The 24,146-nt window shown below is 64.8% G+C and carries 21 protein-coding genes; 8 read left to right on the forward strand and 13 right to left on the reverse strand.

What is annotated here, in order from left to right; translation table 11 throughout:
* Positions 1–32: 32 nt before the first annotated feature.
* Positions 33–1,100 (reverse strand): Rib/alpha-like domain-containing protein, encoded by a 1,068-nt coding sequence (locus BN4252_RS02380; protein WP_262360145.1) that lies wholly within the window; start codon positions 1,098–1,100, stop codon positions 33–35.
* Positions 1,101–1,161: 61 nt separating this feature from the next.
* Here BN4252_RS02380 and BN4252_RS02385 point away from each other — a divergent pair, with 61 nt between their 5' ends.
* Positions 1,162–2,511: an IS256 family transposase gene (locus BN4252_RS02385; protein WP_066524898.1), complete on the forward strand. Its 1,350-nt coding sequence runs from the start codon at positions 1,162–1,164 to the stop codon at positions 2,509–2,511.
* Here BN4252_RS02385 and BN4252_RS02390 read toward each other — a convergent pair.
* From BN4252_RS02390 to BN4252_RS02400, 5 genes are all read right to left on the reverse strand, one after another.
* Positions 2,502–4,358 (reverse strand): Rib/alpha-like domain-containing protein, encoded by a 1,857-nt coding sequence (locus BN4252_RS02390; RefSeq protein ID WP_187370909.1) that lies wholly within the window; start codon positions 4,356–4,358, stop codon positions 2,502–2,504. The genes BN4252_RS02385 and BN4252_RS02390 overlap by 10 nt on opposite strands.
* Before the next feature lie 425 nt (positions 4,359–4,783).
* Positions 4,784–4,969: a hypothetical protein gene (locus BN4252_RS11015; RefSeq protein ID WP_143341147.1), complete on the reverse strand. Its 186-nt coding sequence runs from the start codon at positions 4,967–4,969 to the stop codon at positions 4,784–4,786.
* 28 nt (positions 4,970–4,997) lie between these two features.
* Positions 4,998–5,315 carry a hypothetical protein gene (locus BN4252_RS11020; RefSeq protein ID WP_143341148.1) on the reverse strand — a complete coding sequence of 106 codons (318 nt, stop codon included), beginning with the start codon at positions 5,313–5,315 and terminating at the stop codon, positions 4,998–5,000.
* 20 nt (positions 5,316–5,335) lie between these two features.
* Entirely contained in the window at positions 5,336–5,851 is a 516-nt protein-coding gene (locus BN4252_RS02395; protein WP_066524913.1) for a hypothetical protein, read from the reverse strand.
* 18 nt (positions 5,852–5,869) lie between these two features.
* Complete coding sequence (locus tag BN4252_RS02400) at positions 5,870–6,619, reverse strand: hypothetical protein (protein ID WP_066524918.1); 750 nt, start codon at positions 6,617–6,619, stop codon at positions 5,870–5,872.
* A gap of 97 nt (positions 6,620–6,716) precedes the next feature.
* On the opposite strand from BN4252_RS02400, the gene hflX reads away from it, so the two are divergent.
* Together hflX and BN4252_RS02410 are read left to right on the forward strand one after the other, a co-directional pair.
* Positions 6,717–8,189 carry a GTPase HflX gene (gene hflX / locus BN4252_RS02405; protein ID WP_066524921.1) on the forward strand — a complete coding sequence of 491 codons (1,473 nt, stop codon included), beginning with the start codon at positions 6,717–6,719 and terminating at the stop codon, positions 8,187–8,189.
* Between the two features lie 272 nt (positions 8,190–8,461).
* On the forward strand, positions 8,462–9,616 hold the full coding sequence (locus tag BN4252_RS02410) for an HNH endonuclease signature motif containing protein (protein ID WP_066524938.1): 1,155 nt from the start codon (positions 8,462–8,464) through the stop codon (positions 9,614–9,616).
* A gap of 38 nt (positions 9,617–9,654) precedes the next feature.
* On the opposite strand, the gene BN4252_RS02415 is transcribed toward BN4252_RS02410, so the two are convergent.
* Positions 9,655–11,004 carry an IS256 family transposase gene (locus BN4252_RS02415; RefSeq protein ID WP_066524944.1) on the reverse strand — a complete coding sequence of 450 codons (1,350 nt, stop codon included), beginning with the start codon at positions 11,002–11,004 and terminating at the stop codon, positions 9,655–9,657.
* Positions 11,005–11,192: 188 nt separating this feature from the next.
* Between BN4252_RS02415 and BN4252_RS02420 the strand changes: the two genes are divergently transcribed.
* Positions 11,193–12,458: a uracil-xanthine permease family protein gene (locus BN4252_RS02420; protein ID WP_066524946.1), complete on the forward strand. Its 1,266-nt coding sequence runs from the start codon at positions 11,193–11,195 to the stop codon at positions 12,456–12,458.
* Here BN4252_RS02420 and BN4252_RS02425 read toward each other — a convergent pair.
* Genes BN4252_RS02425 through lexA form a run of 3 tightly spaced genes read right to left on the reverse strand, consistent with a single transcriptional unit; the run spans position 12,455 to position 14,272 of the window.
* Positions 12,455–12,715 (reverse strand): HPr family phosphocarrier protein, encoded by a 261-nt coding sequence (locus BN4252_RS02425; protein ID WP_066524949.1) that lies wholly within the window; start codon positions 12,713–12,715, stop codon positions 12,455–12,457. The genes BN4252_RS02420 and BN4252_RS02425 overlap by 4 nt on opposite strands.
* Before the next feature lie 48 nt (positions 12,716–12,763).
* The gene (locus tag BN4252_RS02430; protein ID WP_066524951.1) at positions 12,764–13,549 is read right to left on the reverse strand and encodes a DeoR/GlpR family DNA-binding transcription regulator; all 786 of its coding nucleotides are present in this window, start codon (positions 13,547–13,549) and stop codon (positions 12,764–12,766) included.
* A gap of 42 nt (positions 13,550–13,591) precedes the next feature.
* Positions 13,592–14,272 (reverse strand): transcriptional repressor LexA, encoded by a 681-nt coding sequence (gene lexA / locus BN4252_RS02435; protein ID WP_066524959.1) that lies wholly within the window; start codon positions 14,270–14,272, stop codon positions 13,592–13,594.
* Between the two features lie 219 nt (positions 14,273–14,491).
* Here lexA and BN4252_RS02440 point away from each other — a divergent pair, with 219 nt between their 5' ends.
* Positions 14,492–14,887 carry a hypothetical protein gene (locus BN4252_RS02440; RefSeq protein ID WP_143341149.1) on the forward strand — a complete coding sequence of 132 codons (396 nt, stop codon included), beginning with the start codon at positions 14,492–14,494 and terminating at the stop codon, positions 14,885–14,887.
* Positions 14,888–14,932: 45 nt separating this feature from the next.
* Complete coding sequence (gene nrdR, locus BN4252_RS02445) at positions 14,933–15,391, forward strand: transcriptional regulator NrdR (RefSeq protein WP_066524965.1); 459 nt, start codon at positions 14,933–14,935, stop codon at positions 15,389–15,391.
* Here the strand turns inward: nrdR and hrpA are convergent.
* A complete protein-coding gene (hrpA, locus tag BN4252_RS02450) occupies positions 15,388–19,311 on the reverse strand; it encodes an ATP-dependent RNA helicase HrpA (RefSeq protein ID WP_066524968.1) in 3,924 nt (1,307 codons plus the stop codon). The genes nrdR and hrpA overlap by 4 nt on opposite strands.
* A gap of 23 nt (positions 19,312–19,334) precedes the next feature.
* On the reverse strand, positions 19,335–20,273 hold the full coding sequence (locus tag BN4252_RS02455) for a hydrogen peroxide-inducible genes activator (protein WP_066524971.1): 939 nt from the start codon (positions 20,271–20,273) through the stop codon (positions 19,335–19,337).
* Between the two features lie 114 nt (positions 20,274–20,387).
* On the opposite strand from BN4252_RS02455, the gene BN4252_RS02460 reads away from it, so the two are divergent.
* Positions 20,388–20,984, forward strand: coding sequence for a peroxiredoxin (locus BN4252_RS02460; protein WP_066524973.1), 597 nt, complete (start codon positions 20,388–20,390; stop codon positions 20,982–20,984).
* A 1-nt stretch (position 20,985) separates the two neighbouring features.
* Positions 20,986–21,510, forward strand: a complete 525-nt coding sequence (locus BN4252_RS02465) for a carboxymuconolactone decarboxylase family protein (RefSeq protein ID WP_066524975.1) — start codon at positions 20,986–20,988, stop codon at positions 21,508–21,510.
* 61 nt (positions 21,511–21,571) lie between these two features.
* Here the strand turns inward: BN4252_RS02465 and BN4252_RS02470 are convergent, their stop codons facing one another.
* A complete protein-coding gene (locus tag BN4252_RS02470; RefSeq protein ID WP_392389921.1) occupies positions 21,572–24,121 on the reverse strand; it encodes a DEAD/DEAH box helicase in 2,550 nt (849 codons plus the stop codon).
* Positions 24,122–24,146 lie beyond the last annotated feature (25 nt).

Genomic DNA, 24,146 nt, shown 5'->3' on the forward strand with positions numbered 1-24,146 from the left:
TGAAGGAAAGGGGCTTCAGCGTCTATCGGCTGTTAGCGGGAGGAGCCGTTGGAGCTTCCTGCGCCGCCACAGGTGGTGGCGATGCTTGCGATCAGGCCGATCGCAACCGCGGCGACCCCGAGGCCAGTTGCGGCCATCTGGATCTCCTGATTGTAGCGGTTAGCCATCTCAGCCAGCTGCGGGTTGAACAGGCCCAGCTGCTGCTGTGCTTGGACGTTCCACGCCGCGAGCTGCTCGTTGACCGGGCGCATGGCCTCCTCAACTACGGGGATACCCGCGTTGAGGGCAATACCAACCGGAATCAGTGCCAGCAGCGGCAGCGACCAGCCCACGAGGGTGGCGATGCACTTGCCATCAACGCTGCTGGTTGCCTTCGCGTTGCCGGTGTCGCCCGTCCCAGCACTCGCACCAGGTTTGACGGTGATGGTGACGGGGACTTCGTCGGTGGTGCCGTCGGGGTAGGTCACGACGACGGTGGCGTCCTTCTTACCGTCGGTGGAGGTGTCAGGCTGCGGGTCTTTGAAGGTGACCTTGGTGCCAGCGGGCACGTCGGTGGGCAGGGTGATGTAGTCCTGCGGGTTCGGTGTGTCGTTGACCTGGATCGGTGCGACCTGATCAGCCGGCTTGGGCTGCGGGTCGTACTTGGTGTTTTCGGGTGCAGGTTTGACGGTGATGGTGACGGGGACTTCGTCGGTGGTGCCGTCGGGGTAGGTCACGACGACGGTGGCGTCCTTCTTACCGTCGGTGGAGGTGTCAGGCTGCGGGTCTTTGAAGGTGACCTTGGTGCCAGCGGGCACGTCGGTGGGCAGGGTGATGTAGTCCTGCGGGTTCGGTGTGTCGTTGACCTGGATCGGTGCGACCTGATCAGCCGGCTTGGGCTGCGGGTCGTACTTGGTGTTTTCGGGTGCAGGTTTGACGGTGATGGTGACGGGGACTTCGTCGGTGGTGCCGTCGGGGTAGGTCACGACGACGGTGGCGTCCTTCTTACCGTCGGTGGAGGTGTCAGGCTGCGGGTCTTTGAAGGTGACCTTGGTGCCAGCGGGCACGTCGGTGGGCAGGGTGATGTAGTCCTGCGGGTTCGGTGTGTCGTTGACCTGGATCGGTGGAGAGTGTCAGGAAGTTTGTGTGTGAGGCTCTGATCTGAAAGGAGTTTCACCGATAATGACTACGGTGTCACCGAAGAAAGGCTATGACCCGTCGAGGGTCAACGCGATCAGCGAGAAGCTGATGGATAACCCCGAGCTCGCAAAGCTCATCGGGGAGCTCTCCACCTCCACCGACGACGCCAGTGAGCTGGTGAAGGGGCTTTTGCAGGCATCGATCAACGCTGGCCTGCAGGCGGAGATGGACGCCCATTTGGGCTACGAGCACTCCGACCGCAAAGCCAAAGCCCAGGTAGATACCGGTGATGGTGGTAACCACCGCAACGGGTCCTACACCAAAACCGTGGATTCTGGCTATGGCCCGCTGGAAGTGACCGTGCCCAGGGATCGGGCGGGGACGTTTCGCCCGCAGATGGTGCCCAAAGGTGTCCGCAGGCTCACCGAGCTTGATGACATGATCATCTCCCTGTACGCGGGTGGGATGACCGTGCGCGACATCCAGCACCACCTTGCAACCACCCTTGGGGTGGACATGAGCCCGGATACCATCAGCACGATCACCGACGCGGTGCTCGATGAGGTGATGCTGTGGCAGAACCGCCAGCTAGATGAGTTCTACCCGGTGATCTTCCTCGACGCACTTAGAGTCAAGATCCGCGACGGCCACCGCGTGGTCAACAAGTCCTGCTACATGGCCGTTGGCGTGGACATGGACGGCATCAAACACATCTTGGGGTTGTGGATCGCTGATACCGAAGGTGCCGCATTTTGGGCATCCGTATGCGCTGACCTTGCCAACCGTGGGGTGCAAGACGTGTTCATCGTCTGCTGCGACGGACTCAAAGGCCTGCCCGAGGCGGTCGAAGCGACGTGGCCGAATTCCATGGTGCAAACCTGCATCGTGCACCTGATCCGGGCGGCGAATAGGTGGGTGTCCTACCAGGACCGCAAACCCGTCTCCCGAGCGCTGCGGAAGGTCTACACCGCACCGAATGAGGACACCGCCCGTGCCGCCCTAGACGCGTTCGAGGCATCTGAGCTTGGGCGCCGCTACCCGCAATCGGTGAAGGTGTGGCGCGACGCGTGGGACCGGTTCGTGCCGTTTCTGCAGTTCCCTCCGGCGGCCCGCCGGGTGCTCTACACCACGAACTCGATCGAGTCGCTTAATGCTGAGTTGCGCAAAGCCACCCGGAACCGGGGCCAGTTCCCGAACGATACCGCGGCGTTGAAGACGTTGTGGTTGATGATTTGCAACATCGAAGACAAGCGCGCCGCCCAGCGGGCGAAGAAAGCGAAACGGGTAACCGAATCCAACGGCTATATTGAAGGGGCGAAAGCCACCGGGTGGAAACAAGCCATCAACCAACTAGCCGTGGCATACCCCGACCGATTCGCGGACTACTTGTAAACTAAGCCCCCGCACACAAACAATCGGACACTCTCGATCGGTGCGACCTGATCAGCCGGCTTGGGCGTCGGGTTGTAGGAATCCGAGTCGTCCTTAACCGGAATTACAACCTCTACCTGATCAACAGACCCGTCTGGGTAGGTGACTACCACCGTAGCGGACTTCTTGCCGCCAGTAGCGGTGTCTTCTGGAGCGCTGAATCCAGGTGCGAAGTTGTACCTGGTGCCATCGGGCAAGCCAGTTGTGTCGACAAAGTCTTCTGGCTTTGGAGTCGAGTTCTTCTCGACCGGCTGCACGTTTTTTGCCTTTGGGGCATAGTCGTCTGCTGTGACGCGAGCTGGGGTTTCGGGGACGATGAACTCCATGCCATTGACGCCAACTTCAACGATGTCCCGGGTTCCGTCGGGATAGTTCACGCTGATAAGTGCGCGGTCTCCGCCATCGGCCGTGGGTTTTTCGATCCACTCGTAGGTGGTTCCTGCAGGGAGATCATTTTTGTTGGTGATTACGGCGGCGGGATCCGGGTAGTTGCGAGCGCCTTCATTGATCTTGATGGCTTCGACTGTTTTAGGCTCGAATTTGTCAGCGTACTGTTGTCCCTGTGTGCCCTTCTTAGGCACAGGTTTGACATTCACCGGCACGTTAACGAGTTCGTAGGATCCGTCTGGGTAGTTGACGGAGACCTGGGCGACTTGGTTGTCGCCCACATCTGCTGGCTTCAGGACCCATACGTATTCCGTCTCATCTTGACGGAATTTTTCGCTGCCTGCGATGGTGACGGCACCGGAGGGCATTTCGTCGGCGTTCGTGATTGCATCGCGAGCCGGAGGGTAGCCTACGCCGCCTTCTTTCACCTCAATCGGTGTAGTAACGGGTTTCGGATCGTTGAGGTTGTTCTGGGTTTCCTGGATATGCGTCGTGACGCTCACCTTCTCCGAAGAACCGTCCGGATAGGTCACCACTACAGTTTCAGGGTGCTTTCCGGTTTGAATCTCTTGAGGGCGAGGTACGAACGTGAACTTTGTGCCTTCTGGAAGATTGGTCTGATCGATGTAGTCCGAAGCGTCAAGTTCGCTATACCAAACGGCCGGTTCGGATCGCTTCGCTCGCGGCACGTATCGGTCCGCATCGACGACTGGATCATACCCGTTAGTCTCGTTCGTCAGCCAGGTGGCTGCTTCGACCTGATCCTGGTCGGCTTCTCCAATGACGGTAACCTCGATCTCATCGCGGGATCCGTCAGGGTAGTTGATTGAAACCATCGCGGTGTCACCACCGTCGGTAGTCCCCATCCGAACCCACTCGTAGGTCGTGCCTGCAGGAAGATCTAGCCTATTTGCAACCGCTAGAGCCGGGTCGGGATACGCGAGCCCCGCTGGCCCTGTTACAAGATAATTACCCTGTTGAGTAAAAGCGCTAATTGGCTCGTATTTATCTGCATCGAAAACGTGGTTTTCGCTCAAATAAACGTTTCTGGTCCACCTGACATAAACCGGAACATCGACAGTGCGGTAATCATATCCGCCCTTACCGTCAGGGACGCTCACGGAGACCCACGCAATATCAGTTTTGGGATTATCGCGGTCATAGTTGACGCCTGGCTTCTTCGTCCATGTGAAACGGGTGCCGGCTGGAAAATCGTCCGCGTTTGTGATGGCCTCAGCAGGGTCGGGGTATCCAACGCCACCCTCATAAACCTCAATATATTTTTGAACAGGAATCGGTGTTACCGAGGTTTGGGCTTGAGCGACAGTTTTGATACCTGGGACTGGAGAAATCGGGGCAGCCACGAGGCTGATGGCGGTTAAGCCCGCGATGGCGTAGCGGATTGGGGAGTGTTTGCGCACGATCGACAAACCTTTCGGGAAAAGAAATACGGGGTGACTCGATCGCGGGGTGGTGCGCCGAGTCGTTGGAAAGGTTCTAACATTTCTGTTAGCTGATCGCATTCTGTGTACTGACTGTGATCAGGCGTATTAGCTTGTGGCGTCAAGTGTTCCCAAAAAGTTTACCCATTAGACACTTTGGTTGGTTTCAGTAGTGCATTTCAGTCACATCTGTACCACTGGGGGTTTATTTAAATTCAACGCTGAATGCACCGCATTGGTCAGGGGAGGTTTTAGTACGGGTTTAGCAATCCCTCAAGACGTAAGCGCTGTTAGCGGGAGGATCCGTTGGAGCTGCCTGCGCCGCCACAGGTGGTGGCGATGCTTGCGATCAGGCCGATTGCAACCGCGGCGACCCCAAGGCCGGTTGCGGCCATCTGGATCTCCTAGTTGTAGCGGTTGGCCATCTCAGCCAGCTGCGGGTTGAACAAGCCCAGCTGCTGCTGTGCCTGTGCGTTCCACGCCGCGAGCTGCTCGTTGACCGGGCGCATGGCCTCCTCGACCACCGGAATACCCGCGTTGAGCACGATACCAACCGGGATCAGCGCCAGCAGCGGCAATGACCAGCCCACGAGGGTGGCGATGCCCTTGCCGTTGAGATCAGTTGAGCCTTCGCTGGTACTTGTTCCGATGTACCGCTGACATCGACAGACGTTGTCGGGGTGCTCGCACCGACGATGTTGATGTCGATTGGATGGCCGATGGGGTTTCTGTCCTTGTCAGTGATCTGAACCTTTGCTTCGCCTTCGGGGGGGTGCCTTCGGGCACGCTGACCTTGATTGCGCCGGTGGTGGGATCAACGATGACTTTCGCCCCGGTGATCGGCTTGTGGTTTTTGTCGGTGACGGTGCCGGTGAGGCCGTCGGCGGGCATTCGCACCTTGTCATCAAGGGTGACCGGTTTATCATTCGCCGGCACTCCTGTGAATTAAAACCAATCTACCCCGGACCGAGCTGGCGTGCAGCTCGGCGCGCGTCGTCCCAGGCGGTTTGGAGTTCGAAGGCGCGCTCGTCGGCAATAGCCAGCAGGCGCTCGAGCTGTGCTTTGTCTAGGTCGGGTCTTTCCAGGTGGGCGTCGATACGCGCGAGGAAGCGCCGCGCGGAGGATGCGCGCAGGATGAACTCGTTGACCTCCGGGACTGTGTTGTCCGGGTTGGCCAGCGCGGCGAAGTGCAGGGTGCGGTCCGCGATGTCGGCCGCGGATGCGCCGTTTTGCAGCTGGTCGTAGGCGTCGAGGACCTCGCAGATGTCGTCGCGGGTCAGTCGCAGGGATGCTTCCATGGCCGCGACTTCCGGGTTGGTTTGGTGCCGCCGCTCGAACATCAGCACGGCGGCCACCAGGATCAGGGAAAGAATCAGGCCGGGAACGCGCAGGAGTACAACGAGCAGAACCACCGCAGCGAGCACTAGTGCGCCCGCGATGGCCAGGGAGAAAGCCCGTTCGCTGGATCCCATTTCCCCACCGCTTTCCCGCTAGTGGCCCCCGCAGCCGCAGGAGCCGCCGCAGCCCCCGCAGCCGCCGGTGGGCGCGGGGATGGAGCCGACGAGGACGGCGGTGGCGGCGATGACGGTGCCGCGCTCGGGCAGTTCGCCGTCGGGCAGGCACGCGTCGAAGGGGAACGCGGCGTCGAGCGAGACGTGGATGAAGCGCTGGCCCGTTAGCTCGGACGTGCGGTACTCCGCGCCGAGGACGCGCGCGGTGAACGTGACGCTCGCGTCGGGGGCCTTCGGCTCGCCGGCGGCAACGGCCTCGGCGCCGGGGGAGCGTAGCTCGCCCACTACCTCGCCGGGGTGCGCCTGCAGGTAGGCGTCGGTGGAGGGGTAGGTGTCGTGGCTGACCACCAGGGCGGTGACGCCCAGCTCCTGCCACTGCAGCGTCGGCTCGTCGGCGATCAGCGGGCCCTGCGCGAGGTTCAGCGTCGCGGACGTCATCGGGTTGCCGTGCGGGTCGACGATCTCCGCCAGCGCAACCACGTCATTCAGCGGCGTGATGTGCGCGTACGCGCGCGTGGTGGAGTCGAAGCCCGCGAAGGTGGCGAAGGGCTCCACGGCCAGGATGTTGAGCTGGCTTCCCGACGCATCCGAGTACTGAATCAGCTGCCCGCCGCGCACCTCGCCCGTCACGGCGAGGCGGTTGGAGGCGATCGCGGCCTCCACGGCGTCCTGCCAGCGGTTGAAGCCGAGGCCGATCGCGGACAGATCTGTGGTGAGGGTTGCACTCATGGTTGGGCATCTTACCCGCCGCGCGAAGGGAAGAAACTGCCCGCTCTGGTGTTAGATGTGAAGGGGAGCGTCGATAAGCAATTTGCAAAAGGACTGAATGAGTAAAGAAGACCAACTGCACGACGAGCTGCTCGCTCGGGCATTCCGCCACAACGCGCCGCAGCCCGGCGAGCCCACCACCGGTTCGCTCGACCTAGAGGACCGCAACGCGCTGCGCCGCATCGAGACTGAGGTGCGCGCGGAGGAGATCGAGGACGGCTACGAGGTTGAGTACCGCAAGCTGCGCCTCGAGCAGGTCATCCTTGTGGGGGCATGGACGGAGGGCACCACCGCCGAGATGGAGGCGAACATGCTCGAGCTGGCCGCCCTCGCGGAGACCGCCGGCGCCGAGGTGCTCGACATGTTCTACCAGAAGCGCGACAAGCCGGACCCGGGCACCTACATCGGCTCGGGCAAGGTCAAGGAGCTCGGCGAGATCGTGCAGGCCACGGGCGCGGACACCGTGGTGTTCGACGGCGAGCTCTCGCCCGGCCAGATGGTCGCGCTGGAGGAAGCGCTGAAGGTCAAGGTCATCGACCGGACCATGCTGATCCTGGACATCTTCGCGCAGCACGCGAAGAGCAAAGAAGGCAAGGCGCAGGTGGCGCTCGCGCAGATGGAGTACCTTTACACCCGCACGCGCGGCTGGGGCGGCAACCTGTCGCGCCAGGCGGGCGGCCGCGCCGGCTCCAACGGCGGCGTGGGTCTGCGCGGGCCCGGTGAGACGCGCATCGAGGCGGACCGCCGCCGCCTGCGCAGCGAGATGGCCAAGCTGCGCCACCAGTTGCGCGACATGCAGACGGCCCGCGAGGTCAAGCGGGCGCAGCGGGCGCGCTCCACCACGCCGAAGATCGCCATCGCGGGCTACACCAACGCCGGCAAGAGCTCCCTGATCAACGCGATGACGGACGCGGGTGTGCTGGTGGAGGACGCCCTGTTTGCCACGCTGGATCCGTCGACACGCAAAGCGCAGCTCGCGGACGGGCGCAGCGTGGTACTCACCGACACTGTCGGCTTCGTCCGGCACCTGCCCACGCAGCTGGTGGAAGCGTTCAAATCCACGCTCGAGGAGGTTTCCGGCGCCGACCTGCTACTGCACGTGGTCGACGGCTCCGACGCGTTCCCGCTCAAGCAGATCGAGGCCGTCAACGAGGTGCTGGCGGAAATCACGCGCGAGAGCGGCGAGACGCTGCCGCCTGAGATCGTGGTAGTGAACAAGATCGACGAGGCCGACCCGATCGTGCTGGCCGAGCTGCGCCACGCCTTCGACCACGCTGGCCGGGACGTTGTGTTCGTCTCCGCGCTGACCGGCGAGGGGATCGGCGAGCTCGAGTCGAAGATCGAGATGTTCCTCAACACCCTCGACGAGCACGTGACCATGCTCGTGCCGTTTACCCGCGGCGATGTCGTCTCCCAGCTCCACGAGCACGGGACCGTGCGCTCGGAGGAGTACCAGGCGGAGGGCACGCTTATCGACGTTCGCCTGCCCCGCGTCATCGCCGAGCAGAACCGCGAATTCGTGGTGAGCTAAACCCGCCCAGTGTGCCGCCTTGGGGGTGGGCGGTCAAGGGGTTGGGTGGTGGTTGTGGATAACTGTGTTGGTTGCGGGGTGTGGGTGTGCGGGGTGGCATACGAGATAGGAGTCCGTCTCGTGGGCTCGGGGATGTGTATAAGAGACGGGTCAAGGGGTTGGGTGGTGGTTGTGGATAACTGTGTTGGTTGCGGGGTGTGGGTGTGCGGGGTTGTCCACAGGTGGGTGGTGGGGGGTTTCGTTGTGTGGGCGGGCGGGTTAGCGTTTCGGTCATGACGTTTGCTGATCTTCTCGACGCGGTCCGCGCCCTGGGTGTTGATGCCCTGGCCGGGTTCGACCGTGACGCGTTGATCGCGGCCGGGGTGGACCCGGCACGGGTGCGGGCGTTGGCCGGGGTGCACGAGGTGTACTTCGGGCCCACCCGGTTTCGTGCGCAGCAGCGCCTGGGGGTGGAGGCGGCGCGCTCCGGTGGGCACAGTTTGGACAAGCTGGTGCTCATCGAGCGCTACATGGCGAACATCGACGACGCCGCTGCGCGGTGGCGGGTGCGCCGCGAGCTGCTTTCGGTGCGCGGGCCGCCCGCGGCGCTTCGCCGCGCGGCCCAGCAGGCCGCGCCCGCGCCTGAGCGGCCGGCGGGCCCGGACCGGGTGCGGTTTTCACGCACCCGGGGCGGTAAGCGTTCGCTGACGGTGGTCGGTTCGCAGCGTCGCATGGCGGATCTGGAGCACGCGTTGATGGGCCGCGCCCCAGGGGTGGGCCCGGCGGGTGAGGAGATGTACGACGCGCTGTGGGAACTGCTCGACCCCGCCGGTGATGCTGATGCTGATGCTGGTGCTGGTGCTGGCGCGGGTGCGGGTGGGGTGGCGGCGGCGGTGCCGCGGCCGTTGCTGTTGATCCCGCTTGCCAGTTGGGTGCGCATCATGCGCGGCGAGGGCGACGACACGGTGCTGGGGCTTTCGGATGCCACCACCATGACCGGGGCGGAGTTTCTCAACCAGGTTGTGGCAACCGGTGCGTTCGAGTTGGAAGCGGCGCTGTTTCACCCGCAGGAGGGGGCGGTGAACCTGTACCGCACGGCCCGGTTTGCCAACCAGAAGCAGCGCGACCTTGCGCGGGCGGTGACGCCTGTGTGCCCGGTGCCGGGGTGCAGGCACGGGGCCGAGGCGTGCGAGATCCACCACATCCAGGCGTGGAAGCACGGTGGGCAGACGAACCTTGCCAACCTGGTGCCGGTGTGTCGCTACCACAACCGTATCAACGACGACGACCAGCCGATCACCGGCCGCAGCAACGGCCGCGGCCGCATCGACACCGCCCACGGGCGGCCCACCTGGGTCTCACCGCGCGGCTACCCCGCGAAGAACCCCCACCACGCCCACTACGGCGCCATGGAACAACTGTTCGGCACAGACCCACCGCCCGACTAAGCCGAGAGTGTCCGATTGTTTGTGTGCGGGGGCTTGGTTTACAAGTAGTCCGCGAATCGGTCGGGGTATGCCACGGCGAGTTGGTTGATGGCTTGTTTCCACCCGGTGGCTTTCGCCCCTTCAATATAGCCGTTGGATTCGGTTACCCGTTTCGCCTTCTTTGCACGCTGGGCGGCGCGCTTGTCTTCGATGTTGCAGATCATCAGCCACAACGTTTTCAACGCCGCGGTGTCGTTCGGGAATTGGCCCCGGTTCCGGGTTGCTTTGCGCAGCTCAGCATTCAGGGATTCGATCGAATTGGTGGTGTAGAGCACCCGGCGGGCTGCTGGAGGGAACTGCAGAAACGGCACGAACCGCTCCCACGCGTCGCGCCACACCTTCACCGATTGCGGGTAGCGGCGCCCAAGCTCAGATGCCTCGAACGCGTCCAGGGAGGCACGGGCGGTGTCCTCGTTCGGTGCGGTGTAGACCTTCCGCAGCGCGCTGGAGACGGGTTTGCGGTCCTGGTAGGACACCCACCGGTTCGCCGCCCGGATCAGGTGCACGATGCAGGTTTGCACCATGGAATTCGGCCACGTCGCCTCCACGGCTTCGGGTAGGCCTTTGAGTCCGTCGCAGCAGACGATGAACACGTCTTGCACCCCGCGGTTGGCAAGGTCAGCGCATACGGATGCCCAAAATGCGGCGCCTTCGGTATCAGCGATCCACAACCCGAGGATATGTTTGATGCCGTCCATGTCTACACCGACGGCCATGTAGCAGGACTTGTTGACCACGCGGTGGCCGTCGCGGATCTTCACCTTCAGCGCGTCGAGGAAGATCACCGGGTAGAACTCATCTAGCTGGCGGTTCTGCCACAGCATCACCTCATCGAGCACCGCGTCGGTGATCGTGCTGATGGTATCCGGGCTCATGTCCACCCCAAGGGTGGTTGCAAGGTGGTGCTGGATGTCGCGCACGGTCATCCCACCCGCGTACAGGGAGATGATCATGTCATCAAGCTCGGTGAGCCTGCGGACACCTTTGGGCACCATCTGCGGGCGAAACGTCCCCGCCCGATCCCTGGGCACGGTCACTTCCAGCGGGCCATAGCCAGAATCCACGGTTTTGGTGTAGGACCCGTTGCGGTGGTTACCACCATCACCGGTATCTACCTGGGCTTTGGCTTTGCGGTCGGAGTGCTCGTAGCCCAAATGGGCGTCCATCTCCGCCTGCAGGCCAGCGTTGATCGATGCCTGCAAAAGCCCCTTCACCAGCTCACTGGCGTCGTCGGTGGAGGTGGAGAGCTCCCCGATGAGCTTGGCGAGCTCGGGGTTATCCATCAGCTTCTCGCTGATCGCGTTGACCCTCGACGGGTCATAGCCTTTCTTCGGTGACACCGTAGTCATTATCGGTGAAACTCCTTTCAGATCAGAGCCTCACACACAAACTTCCCGGCACCCTTGACTATGACGCGGAGCGGACCGGATTTTTCTCCCCGCCGACCCTTGGATGATAATGAGCTTCTGTGACGAAACCAGGCGAGGACACTAGGGCTACCACAAGCGCTACCACAAGGGCCACAGAACACCGCTCCATGGGCTGGAGCATCCACGGGGACGGGCGGCGTGTGCAGCCGGGGGCGGTCGTCGCCCCCGACGAACGGCTCTCCTGGCCGCGCACCATCGGCATCGGCATGCAGCACGTCGTGGCCATGTTCGGCGCGACGCTGCTCGTGCCCACGCTCACCGGCTTCCCGGTAAACACGACGCTGCTGTTTTCGGGCCTCGGTACGATCATTTTTCTGCTCCTCACCCGCAACAAGCTCCCTAGCTATCTCGGCTCATCGTTCGCGTTCATCGCGCCGCTGACGGCGTCGCAGCAGTACGGCATTGGAGCGCAGCTCGGAGGCGTCCTAGTCACCGGCTTGGCGCTGATCGCCGTCGGTTTCGTGGTGCAGCTCGCCGGCAAGCGGGTTATCGACGCCGTGATGCCACCCGTGGTTACCGGTGCCATCGTGGCGCTCATCGGATTCAACCTCGCACCCACAGCGGTCTCTAACGTGCAGACGCAGCCCGGTGTCGCCGGTGTCACGCTCGCCACCATTGTGCTGGTCACGATCGCCACGCGGGGTATGGCATCGCGGTTGAGTATCCTCATCGGCGTCGTCGTGGGCTGGGTCTTTGCGGCGCTCACGGGCGGTCTCGCAGACGGCGCACTCGAGACCATCGGCAACGCGCCGTGGATCGGCCTCCCGCAGTTCCACACCTCGGAGTTCCACCTCTCGGCCATCCTGGTCACGCTGCCCGTGCTCGTGGTGCTGATCGCTGAGAACGTCGGCCACGTCAAGGCGGTGTCCGAGATGACGCAGCGCGATCTGGACCACCTGCAGGGGCGTGCGCTGATCGGCGACGGTATCGCCACGACGCTCGCCGGCGGGTTCGGCGGCTCGGGCACAACCACCTACGCCGAAAACATCGGCGTCATGGCCGCCACCAAGGTCTATTCCACCGCCGCGTACTGGGTGGCGTCGATCTTCGCGATTGTGCTGGCGTTCATCCCCAAGTTCGGTGCCATCATCTTCACCATCCCGGCCGGCGTGCTCGGCGGCGCGTGCTTGGTGCTCTATGGTCTGATCGGCATGCTGGGCGTGCGCATTTGGCAGGACAACCGTGTCGATTTCACCGATCCAGTCAACCTGACGGCCGCTGCGGTGGCCCTGATCGTCGGCATCGGCAACCTCACGCTCACCGTCGGCGCGGTGACGCTCGAAGGCATTGCGCTCGGCTCCGTGGGCATCATCGTGATCTACCCGTTCATGCGGTGGGTGTACGACACTATCGGCGAAGGCCAGTTCCGCTAGTCAAGCTTTCGCTCGATGAGGGCGGCGATCGCCTCAACCGCCTCGAGATTGTCGGAGGTGACGGTAACCTCGTCGCCGAACTCCGCGCCCATCGCCATGATCATCAGCGATGACGCCGCGTCCGTCTCATCGTCGTCGCCGCCGACGAGTGTGAGGATGATCTCGTCGTCGTACTCGCCGGCCGCGTCGGCGATCAGGGTCGCCGGACGAGCGTGCAAGCCTACGGTGGAGCCGACCTTCACGGTCTTGGAAGCCATAGCTTTGTCCTTTCGAGTCGAATACGCGGCTACGAACAGTCTAGGCGCTTAACCTTGCTCTACCAGCACCACTTCAACGCCCGCGTCGTCGAGCTCAGCCACGAGCAGGTCCGGCGCCGCGGCATCCGTAATCACGACGTCCACACTGCTCAGCGGGGCAAAGCTGACCATGTAGTCGTTGCCCAGCTTCGTAGAATCGCACAACACCACCACCTTGCGCGCGTTGGTGACCATCGCTGACTTCACCGCCGCCTCCTGCGCGTCCGCGGTGGAAAGGCCGTGGTCCACGGTCAGCGCGTTGGTGCCCACGAAGGCGACGTCCGCGCGCATGAGCGCCAGCGTGCGAAGCGCCGTGTCACCCACCACCGCCTGCGCAATCGAACGCACCGTCCCACCCAACAGTTGCACGCCGCTCACACCCGCGGACGAGAGATCGAGCGCGGTCGGCAGCGAGTTCGTCACGATACTCCACGTCTCCGCGCCCGGTTGCTCCGCGATCATCTGCGCCAGCGCATTGATGGTGGACCCGGAGTCGAGAAAGATCCCGCCGTCCGCGTCCGGCAGGTACTCAAGGGCCGCGCGCGCTATGGCATGCTTCGCGCCGACGGCGGAGCGCAGCCGGTTGTCCAGCGGCTGCTCGGCGGTGAGGTAAGCCTGGCTCGCCACCGCGCCGCCGTGGACCCGGTGCACCACCCCCTCCGCATCCAACCCAGCCAGGTCGCGGCGGATGGTCTCGGCAGTTACGCCGAATTTCCCGGCCAGCTCGGTGACGCTCACGCGTCCCTCCACGGCGGTCAGCGCGGCGATCTGGCGACGGCGTTCCTCTGCGTACATGCCTTCATGTTTACCGACATGTCTACCGCGTTGCCCGCCGCGCTACAGCGAGCGAAACACGGAGACCACCAGCCCCATGATCTCCGCCTCGTCGCCCTTGATGGGGGAGAAAGCGTCGTTGCGGGGCAGCAGCCACACGCCGGAGGAGTCTTTGTGGAAGACCTTCGCGGTCGCCTCGCCGTCGATGAGCGCCGCCACAATCTGCCCTTCCTCGGCGACCGGCTGGGAGCGGACCACCAGCCAGTCCCCGTCGAGGATCGCGGCTCCGGTCATGGAGTCACCCACCACCTTCAGCATGAACAAGTCGCCGTCGCCAAGCAGCTCCTCCGGCAGCGGATAGTAGGTGTCCACATTCTCCTCGGCGAGAATTGGCGCCCCCGCCGCGATTTGGCCCACGACGGGGATGAAGCGCGGGTTCGAGGCCTCGTCGGGAGCCTTTTGCTTGCTTTTCGACGCCCCCTTCGGAGCATCCGGCAAATGCCGCAAGTCAACTGCCCTCGGCTTGTTCGGATCCCGGCGCAGGAAGCCCTTCTTCTCCAGCTCCTTGAGCTGGTAGGCCACGGACGACGTGGACTGCAGCCCGGCCGCGTCACCGATCTCGCGGATGCTCGGCGGATATCCCCGCAGCACCACCGCGTCCTGGATCACTTGGAGGATGCGGCGCTGCCGCTCGGTAAGGGTACTCATGTCGAGGCTGTTGGGATCGACTTTTTTTCGTGCCATCTGTGCTCCTTCGATGCGGGGCGCGGTGTCGCTTTTAAACGTACCACGTTAGGCAAATGTGTTCGATGATTTCGGCCAAGGTCTGGACACGTGTCGGGCGGGGTGCTATAAATCGAACACGTAATCGTTTCGAACGTGTGAGCGCTTTTGTCGAACAGCGTGTGGGGCTCGTGCCTAGGATTGGACCCGAACACGCGAGAGGAGTATCCGATGACCATCATGACCCGTACTAACGTCGACTTTCTGGTGCAGGAGAACGGCGGCCTGCCTCCGGCAGCCCCTTCACAAGTGTGGGACCTTGAACCGGCTGGCGCCGGCGCTGGGGGTGCCGCGGTTCGAACGCTGGCCCCCGAGCATCGAACGCTGGTTCGTCCCGGCGCCGCCGCGCTTCACGGGGAGCCGGCTGCCGGCCGGGCGTTCGAACCGGGCCGCGGGGATGGCCGCCGCGGCCAGGGGCGGCGCGAGAAGCGGGACAACCTCGCCCTGGGTGCCATGATGGCGGCTGCGCTCTTGGTGGGCTCCATCTTCGGGGGCGCGTTCTCGCCGGCGGGTACCGATGCCGCGTCGCAGCCGGCGCCGTCGGTCCAGGGTGCCGCGGTACACTACGCCCGGTAAGACACCATCGAGCAGCAGACCGAGCAGCAAGGGGAGGGCGCGCCGATGCATTGCCCGTTTTGTCACAACGAGCAGTCGAGGGTGACGGATTCACGCACGGTGGAAGACGGGGCCGCGATCCGGCGTCGTCGCGAGTGCACGCAGTGCGGGGGGCGCTTCACCACGGTGGAGAAGGCCGTGCTGACGGTGGTAAAGCGCAACGGGGTGAGCGAGCCGTTCGACAGGGACAAGTTGATCGTGGGCGTGCGCCGCGCGTGCCAGGGGCGGGACGTGTCGGACGATGCGCTGAAGCGGCTCGCGCAGCAGGTGGAGGAGACAGTGCGCGCCCAGGGCAGCTCGCAGGTGCCGGCCAACCAGATCGGCCTCGCGGTGCTGGAGCCACTCCGCGCGCTCGACGAGGTGGCGTACCTCCGTTTTGCGTCGGTGTACAAGTCGTTCGAGAGCGCGGACGACTTTGTGTCAGAGATCCGCCTCATGCGCCGCCGCGACAAGGAGGACTTCTAGGCCAGCTTGTCCACCAATTTCTCGATGCGCCGCTGGCTCACCGGCTGTGGCGTACCCAGGCGCTGGGCAAACAGGCTCACACGCAGCTCCTCGATGCGCCAGAGGATGTCCTTGTACGCGCGGGATTTGCGGCGGTTGGCGGGCAGGGTCGCCATCTTGGCAGCGAGGTAGTGTTTCGCTGCGTCGACGGTGGCCTGCCGCTGCGCGTCGCGGTCGGGGTCGAGGCGCATGTCCTCGAGCCGGATGCGCATCGCCTCGATGTAGCGCGGCAGGTGCTGCAGGTGCGCCGCCCCGTGGACGGTCACGGCGTGGCGGGGGAGGAAGAAATCAAGCTGCGCGCGCATGTCGTCGATCGCGGGACCGTCCCACTTCTGAAGCTCCGCGCGCATGTTCGCGTACTCCACGAGTGCAGGGGCGAGCCCGACCACGATGCGGCGCACCTCTACCGGCACCTCCGGCTTGATCTCCTGAATTAGAGCTTCGAACTCTTCGGGTGAGCGCACGGGCCCGCCGTGGGCGAGCATGAGGTCGCGGATCACCGCCACCCGCGCGTCCTCCACCAAGCCGTCGGCGCCACCGTGCGGGTAGTGGTCGACGGCTACCTTGTGGCGCAGGGGCAGGCCCTTCGTCATCTGCTGTGTTGATACGGAGATGCGGCGCAGCAGCATGGTCAGGGTCGCGGTGGTCATGGAGGCGTCCGCGGCGGCCTTCGTGGGGTGCACCGTCACCTTCACGCCGTCGGGCGTGGCCTCGAGGGCGGGGTAAGCGTCCACCTCGTTACCGTCGATGGTGGTTGTCACTGTCTCCGGCACTTCGCCGAGCGTTTCGCGTGTCCACTCGGAGACGGCCTTGCTTTCACTGCCGCGGGCCCGCTTAGACACCGACGATTTGATCTTGCCGGCCTGCCGCGCTTTGAGCTGCGCGAGGTCCTTGTCGTGGTCGATCACCTTGCCGTGGCGGTCGATCGCCGCGTACGTCACCTTGAGGTGGGCCGGCAGGGCGGCGGGGGAGAAGTCCACCGGGTCGATGCCGCTGGTGCCGAGGGCTTTGATCGCTTCGGAGAGGGCGTCGGCAAGCGAAAGCTCCTGCTTTTCCGACGCCCGCTCCCCGACGAGTGGCAGGGCCCGCGCGGCGAAGTCGGGTGCGGGCACGACGGATTTGCGCAGCGTCTTCGGCAGGGTGCGGATGAGCTCGGTGAGCAGCTCGAGGCGCAGACCGGGCACCATCCAGTCGAAGCCGGCCTCGTCGAGCCCGGCGAGAAGGGGCACGGGCACCTCGACCGTCACGCCGTCGAACGGGTCCCCGGGCTCGAATTTGTAATGCACCGCGTAGTCGATACTGCCGTGGCGGATGGTGCTGGGGAACGCGGCCTCGGAGGTGTCGGTGCCGGCGTCCTGCAGCAGTGCCGCCGGGTCGAAGTCCAGGTAGTGCTCGTCCTCGTGGCGCTTCTTCTTCCACCACGAGTCGAAGTGGCGCGCGGTGGTGACGTCGGCGGGGAGCTTGGCGTCGTAGAAGTCGAACAGCGCGTCCTCGTCGACCACCAGCCCACGGCGGCGCAGCTTCTCCTCCACCTCTGCGGCCTCGCGCAGCAGTGCGTCGTTGTGGTCGATGAAGAGGTGGTGCCGGTTCCAGTCCCCGCCGATCAGCGCGTTGCGGATGAACATGTTGCGCGCGCCCTCGGCGTCCACGCGGTGGTACGGCACTAAACGGTCGCGCACGATGGGGACGCCGTAGAGCATGGTCTTCTCGTGCACCATCGCGGCGGAGCGCTTGCGGGACCACACCGGTTCGGAGTAGCTGCGGCGCAGCAGGTCTCCGGCTGCGCGCTCCACCCACGCGGGCTCGATCTTGGCCACGTCGCGCGCCCACAGCCGCGAAGTTTCCACGAGCTCGGCCGCCATCACGAATTCGGGGGGCTTTTTGCTTAGCGACGACCCCGGGAACACCATAAACCGCGTCCCCCGCGCGCCGTTGAACTCCTTCGAATTCCCATCTCGCGCCCCGATGTTGGAAAGCAGCCCGGTGAGCAGAGACTTGTGGATGGCGTCGGCGTCGCGCTCGCCCGCCACGTCCTCGGCGCGCGACCACCCGAGCTGCCGCTGAACGTCGCGCAGCTGGCGCACCAGGTCGTACCACTCGCGGATGCGCATGTAGTGCAGGAACTCGCGCTTCATCCGCTTGCGGAAGGCGTTGCCGGTCAGCTCGTCGCGCGAATCGTTGATGTAGTCCCAGAGTTTGAGGGCGGAAAGGAAGTCGGATTCCTTGTCCTTGAAACGCGCGTGCGCCTGGTCGGCCTGCGCCTGGAATTCCAGGGGGCGCTCCCGCACGTCCTGGATGGTCATGTTTGCCACGATCACGGTGACGTCTTCGAGCACGCCGAGGCGGTTGGCCTCGACGAGCATGCGCGCCATCTTCGGGTCGACGGGGATGCGGGCGAGGTCGCGGCCCACCGCGGTGAGCACGGGCGCGCCGCCGCGCTCTTTGTCGCCGATGGCGCCTAGCTCGTGCAGCAGGGCGAGGCCGTCGCGGATCGCCTTCGGGTCGGGTGCCTGGATGAAGGGGAACTCGGAGATGTCGCCGAGGCGCAGCGAAATCATCTGGAGGATGACGCTGGCGAGGTTGGTGCGCAGGATTTCCGGGTCGGTGAACTCGGGCCGCGCGTTGAAGTTTTCCTCCGAGTACAGGCGGATGGCGATGCCGTCCGCCACGCGGCCAGAGCGTCCCGAGCGCTGGTTTGCGCTGGCTTGGGAGATCTCCTCGATCGGCAGGCGCTGCACCTTGGTTCGGGTGGAGTAGCGGGAGATGCGCGCCAGGCCCGTGTCCACCACGTAGTGGATGCCGGGGACCGTCAGCGACGTTTCCGCGATGTTGGTGGAGAGCACGATGCGCCGGCCCGAGTGGGGAGCGAACACGCGGTGCTGCTCCGCGTTGGAGAGGCGGCCGAAGAGGGGCACAACCTCGACACCGCGCCAATGTTGCTTCTCTATGGCCTCCATGCAATCGCGGATGTCCCGCTCCGATGCCAAGAAGCACAGGATATCGCCGTCGCCCTCGCGCATGAGCTCGGCGCAGGCGTCGACCACGCCGTCGATCATGTCGGTGTCGATCTCTTTGACGCCGCCCTTGGTCTCCACCTGCTCAACCAGGGGGCGGTAGCGGATCTCCACCGGGTAGGTGCGGCCGGAGACCTCGATGATCGGGGCGGGGTTGCCCTCGGCGTCGGCGAAGTGCGCGGCGAAGCGCTCCGGGTCGATGGTGGCGGAGGTGATGATCACCTTCAGGTCCGGGCGCCTCGGCAGGAGCCGCTTGAGGTAGCCCAACAGGAAGTCGATGTTGAGGGAGCGCTCGTGCGCCTCGTCGATGATGATCGTGTCGTAGGCGTTGAGGAAGCGGTCGCGCTGCATCTCGGCGAGCAGGATGCCGTCGGTCATCAGCTTCACCGACGTGCTGCGGCTGACCTTGTCGTCGAAGCGGATGGCGTAGCCAACACTCTCGCCGATGTCTTGGCCCAGCTCGTCTGCGATGCGCTCTGCCACGGTGCGCGCCGCCAGCCTGCGCGGCTGGGTGTGCCCGATCATGCCGCGCCTGCCGCGGCCCAGCTCCAGCAGCATCTTCGGAATCTGGGTTGTCTTGCCCGAGCCCGTCTCGCCGGCGATGATCACCACCTGGTTGTCGCGCACCAGCTCCATGATGTCGCCGCGGCGCGCGGAGACCGGAAGCTGCTCGGGGTAGGTGATCTCCGGCACCGCGCCGTCGCGAGCCGCGACAACGGCCGCCGATGCCTCCACGTCCCGCTGGATCGCGGCCAAGGCCTCCTCGCCGGACGACTTGGACAGCCGCCTGCGCAACCGGCGCTCATCCGCCAGGGTTACGCCCGAAAGCTCGCGGTACAGCTCGTTTTTCTGTTTGCCCTCACTCATAGCTAGGGCCAGAGTCTAGCGCCTTACGCGGTTTCCACCGCAGACGCGTAGGCGCTGGTGACCAGCTGGCCCAGGGCCTCGAAGTCCTCGTCGCGCGCGGCGGAGGCGCGGAACGCGAGCCCGATGGACCGCTCAGCCCCCGACTGGTCGTCGAACGGCACCACCGCCAGACCTGGCCGGGAGCACTCCGCCGCCACCGCCGACTGCGGCAGCAGGGTGGAGCCCATCTCCGCCACCACGAGTTGCACCACGGTGGTCAGGGAGGCGGCCCGCGTCACGGATTGGGCGGCGGCCGCCTCGTACGCGCCGGCCAGCTTGCACAGGTCGATGATTTGGTCGCGGAGGCAGTGGCCGTCGTCAAGCAGCAAAAGCTCCAATTGCGAGAGGTCCTCGAGCGAGAGCTTCTCTTTGCCGGCGAGCGAGTGGCCGGCGGGCGTAATGGCCACGAACGGCTCACGGTAGAGGTCCACCGTCTTCACCCCCGGCGCCTCCACTGGCGTGGCGAGGATGGCCACGTCGATCGTGCCCTCGCGAAGTTTGGTCAGGAGGTTGTCCGTCTGGTCCTCGATGAAGCGCGGCGTGGCCCCGGGGTACTGCTCGTGCATCTCGCGCAGGAGGTGGGGGAGCAGGTACGGCGCGACGGTGGGGATGATGCCGATGGTCAGCGGGCCGCCGAGCGTGCCCTCGGAGCCGCGGGCGTGTGCCACGAACGCCTCCGCCGCATCGAGCGCCGCCTTGGCGTACGGCAGTACCGCCTCGCCCTTCGGCGTGACAATCACCTTGCGTGTGGAGCGCTCGATGAGCTGCACGCCCAAGCCCGCCTCCAGTGCGACGAGAGCCTGGGAGAGCGAGGGTTGGGAGATGTTGAGTTTGGCCGCCGCGGTGCCGAAGTGCTTGTGCTCCGCGATGGTGACGAAGGTGCGCAGCTGCGCAAGCGTGGGCTTGTACTCCTTATTGGGCATGCCTATGACTTTACACGGGCCCAATAGGTTTGGGTGTTGAATTGGGCTGTCTTCTGTGGCACACTTTTGTTGTAACCAAGTACGTAACCGAGTCCACACTATGGAGGAACAGCAATGCCGATCATGACCGTTGGGGAACGCTTCCCGGAGTTCGACCTTGTCGCGCTGAAGGGCGGAAACCTGAAGGAGGCCAACGCCTCCTCCCCGGACGACTACTTTGAGAACGTCTCGCTGGACAAGTACGAGGGCAAGTGGAAGATCGTCTTCTTCTACCCGAAGGATTTCACCTTCGTCTGCCCGACCGAGATTGCCGCGTTTGGCAAGCTGAACGAGGAGTTCGAGGACCGCGACACCCAGGTGCTCGGCGGCTCCACCGACAACGAGTACGCCCACTTCAACTGGCGCGCGACGCACGAGGACCTGCTGGACATCCCGTTCCCGATGTTCGCTGACGTCCGCCACGACCTGATCCGTGCCCTCGGTGTCGAGAACGCCGACGGTGTGTGTGACCGCGCCACCTTCATCATCGACCCGGATGGCGTGATCCAGTTCGTGTCCGTCACCCCGGACGCCGTGGGCCGCAACGTGGACGAGGTGCTGCGCGTGCTCGACGCGCTGCAGTCCGAGGAGGTCTGCGCCTGCGACTGGCAGAAGAACGACCCGACCAAGAACATCGACAAGATGGCCGTGGTGCAGGAGTCGCTGAAGTAACATGTCGATTGAAAACCTGCGCTCCGCTCTGCCGGAATACGCCAAGGACCAGAAGCTGAATCTCGGCTCGCTCACCCGCTCCACCGAGCTCAGCGAGCAGCAGCTCTGGGGCACGCTTCTCGCGTCGGCGGCGGCAACCCGCAACGCGAAGGTGATCGCGGAGATCGCCGAGGAGGCCGGGGAGCACCTCTCCGCGGAGGCCGTTGAGGCCGCGTACGGCGCCGCCACCGTCATGGCGATGAACAACGTGGCCTACCGCGCGAAGAACTGGCTCGGCGATGACTTCGCACAGGTCAAGTTCGGCCTGCGCATGAACATCATCTCCAAGCCCGGCGTGGAAAAGGTCGATTTTGACCTCTGGTCCCTCGCCGTGTCCACCATCAACGGCTGCGAGCACTGCGCCGTCGCCCACGCACAGGAGGTCCGCGAGGGCGGCCTGTCCAAGGAGCAGGCGTGGGAGGCCGTGAAGGTCGCCGCCGTGGTGCAGGCAGTGGCCCAGGCACTCACCGTGGAGGACGCCCGGTAAGCGCCCGCTTATCGACGCACCCTTCGAAGCGCCGCCGCTGCCCCACAGGGAGCGGCGGCGCTTAGCGTTGCTCGAGGCGCAGGCTGCGCAGGCGAACCTCGCCGGCCTCGTCGGAGGCGTCGAGGTCGACCACGCCGTGGAGCTGGAACGAATTGTCGCCCTCCGGATCCTTCAGGATCTGCGTGACCTCCCACAAGCGGCCGGTCTGGTCGCCCATGCGGAAGTACTCGGCGCCGCGGGCCTCGGGGCCTGTGTCTATGTCGTCGTACTCGTCGAAGTAGTCGTCCATCGCGGCCGGCCAGTCCACCGTGTTCTCGGCGTCGCCAGCGTCGAGGTAGTCCAGCATGTCCGCCAGCTGCTCCTCCTTCTCAAAGGCGAAGAGCTCGACGATGCGGAAGAAGTAGTTGCGCACCATGATGGTGAATGCGCGGCGGTTGGCGGTGAGCGCGTTCGGGTCCTCCACGCCGAACGCGAGCTCGCGGTCCAGCGTCTCCTGTGAGATGGGGCTGTCTTCGTCCGCCATGTGCGCCCACTCGTCGATGAGCGAGGAGTCGACCTGCCGAATCAGCTCGCCCAGCCACACCACGATGTCTTCCAGCTCCTCGGTCATGTACGCCTCGGGCACGGAGTGGGACAGGGTGCGCCAGGCGTCGGTGAGGTAGCGCAGCACCACACCTTCGGACCGGGCGAGCCCGTAGGTGGCGATCAGGTCCGAGAACGTCATCGCGTGCTCAATCATGTCCCGCACCACGGACTTCGGGGAAAGGTGGAAATCCTTCGCCCAGGGGTTGCCCTCCGCAAACGTCTCGAACGCTTCCTCCAGCTCGTCGCGGAGCGGCTGGGGGTACGTGACGTCCTCGATGATCGCCATACGGTCGGTGTAGTCGACACCCTCGGCCTTCAGGGCCGCGATCTCCTCGCCGCGCGCCGCCGTCTGCTGGGCCTGCAGCAGCTGGCGCGGGTCATCCAGGATCGCCTCGAAGGTGGAGACGACGTCCAGCGCGTACGTCTCGGACTCAGGGTCCAACAGCGTGAGGAACGCGAGCGCGAAGGGGGACAGCGGCTGGTTGAGCGCGAAGTCACGGTCCAGTTCGCGCGTGAGCGTGTAAGGGCGGAAGGCGGGGGAGTCGGGGGTGCGTTCCACCACCCCAGCGTCGATGAGGCCTCGGAACAGGTCCACGGCGGTGAGGATGTCGCGGTTCTGCTTCGGGCGCGTGTCGTGGTTCGTGCGCAGCAGGTGGCGCATGTGCTCGTAGCCGTCGCCCGGGCGTGCCACCACGTTCAGCAGCATCGAGTTGGACACCTTGAACTGGCTGGTGAGCTCCTCCGGCTCGGCGGTGGTGAGGCGCTCGAAGGTGTTCTCGGACCATGACACCTCGCCCTCGCGCGCCGACTTTTTGCGGATCTTTTTCAGCTTCTTCGGGTCGTCGCCCGCCTTCCTGCGCAGCCGCACGTTCTCGATCTCGTGCTCGGGCGCCTCCACCACCACGGTGCCCTCCGTGTCGAAGCCGGCGCGGCCCGCGCGCCCCGCGATCTGGTGAAACTCGCGGGACTTGAGGATGCGCTGCCGGGTGCCGTCGTACTTGGCCAGGCCTGTCATCACAACGGTGCGGATCGGCACGTTGATGCCCACGCCGAGCGTGTCCGTACCGCAAATCACCTTCAGCAGCCCGGTCTGGGAGAGGCGCTCCACCAGGCGGCGGTACTTGGGCAGCATGCCCGCGTGGTGGATGCCGATGCCGCGGCGCAGGAGTTTGGATAGCGTGCGGCCGAATGACGTCGTAAAGCGAAAGCTCCCAATCTCCTCCGCGATGCGCGCTTTCTCCTCCGCGCTGATGATGTTCATGCTGGTGAGCGCCTGGGCGCGCTCGGTGGCCTCACGCTGGGAGAAGTGCACCACGTAGATCGGGGCCTTGCCCTCCGCGAGCAGCTCCTCGATAGTCTCGTGGATCGGCGTGAACACGTAGTGGAAGTCGAGCGGCACTGGGCGCTCGGAACCGCCAACGTAGGTGGTCCGACGGCCGGTGCGGCGCGTCAGGTCATCCTCGAGCCACGCCGTGTCGCCGAGCGTGGCGGACATGAGCAGGAACTGCGCGCGCGGCAGCTCGAGCAGCGGCACCTGCCACGCCCACCCGCGCTCGGGGTCGGAGTAGTAGTGGAACTCGTCCATCACCACCTGGTCGATGCGCGCGTTTGCGCCCTCGCGCAGCGCGATATTGGCCACGATCTCGGCGGTGGCGGCGATGATGGGGGCCTGGCCGTTCACGGTGGCATCCCCGGTCATCATGCCCACGTTCTCGGGCCCGAAGATCTCGCACAGGGCGAAGAACTTCTCGCTCACCAGCGCCTTGATCGGGGCGGTGTAGAAGGTGCGCTGACCCCGTGCCATGGCGATGAAGTGCGCGGCGTTGGCCACCATAGACTTGCCGGAGCCGGTCGGGGTGGCCAGGATAACGTTGTCACCGGCCAAAAGCGCCAGGGACGCCTCCTCCTGCGCCGGGTAGAGCGAGATGCCCCGCCCGGCGGTCCAGCGGGTGAAGGATTCCCAGACCGCGTCCTCGAACAGGGACTCGGGAACGTCTGCGAGGTCCGGGAGCATATCTGAAAGCATCACGTCTCCCAACCTAGCCCACGGC

This window comes from Corynebacterium bouchesdurhonense, from assembly GCF_900078305.2.
Classification (GTDB): Bacteria; Actinomycetota; Actinomycetes; order Mycobacteriales; family Mycobacteriaceae; genus Corynebacterium; species Corynebacterium bouchesdurhonense.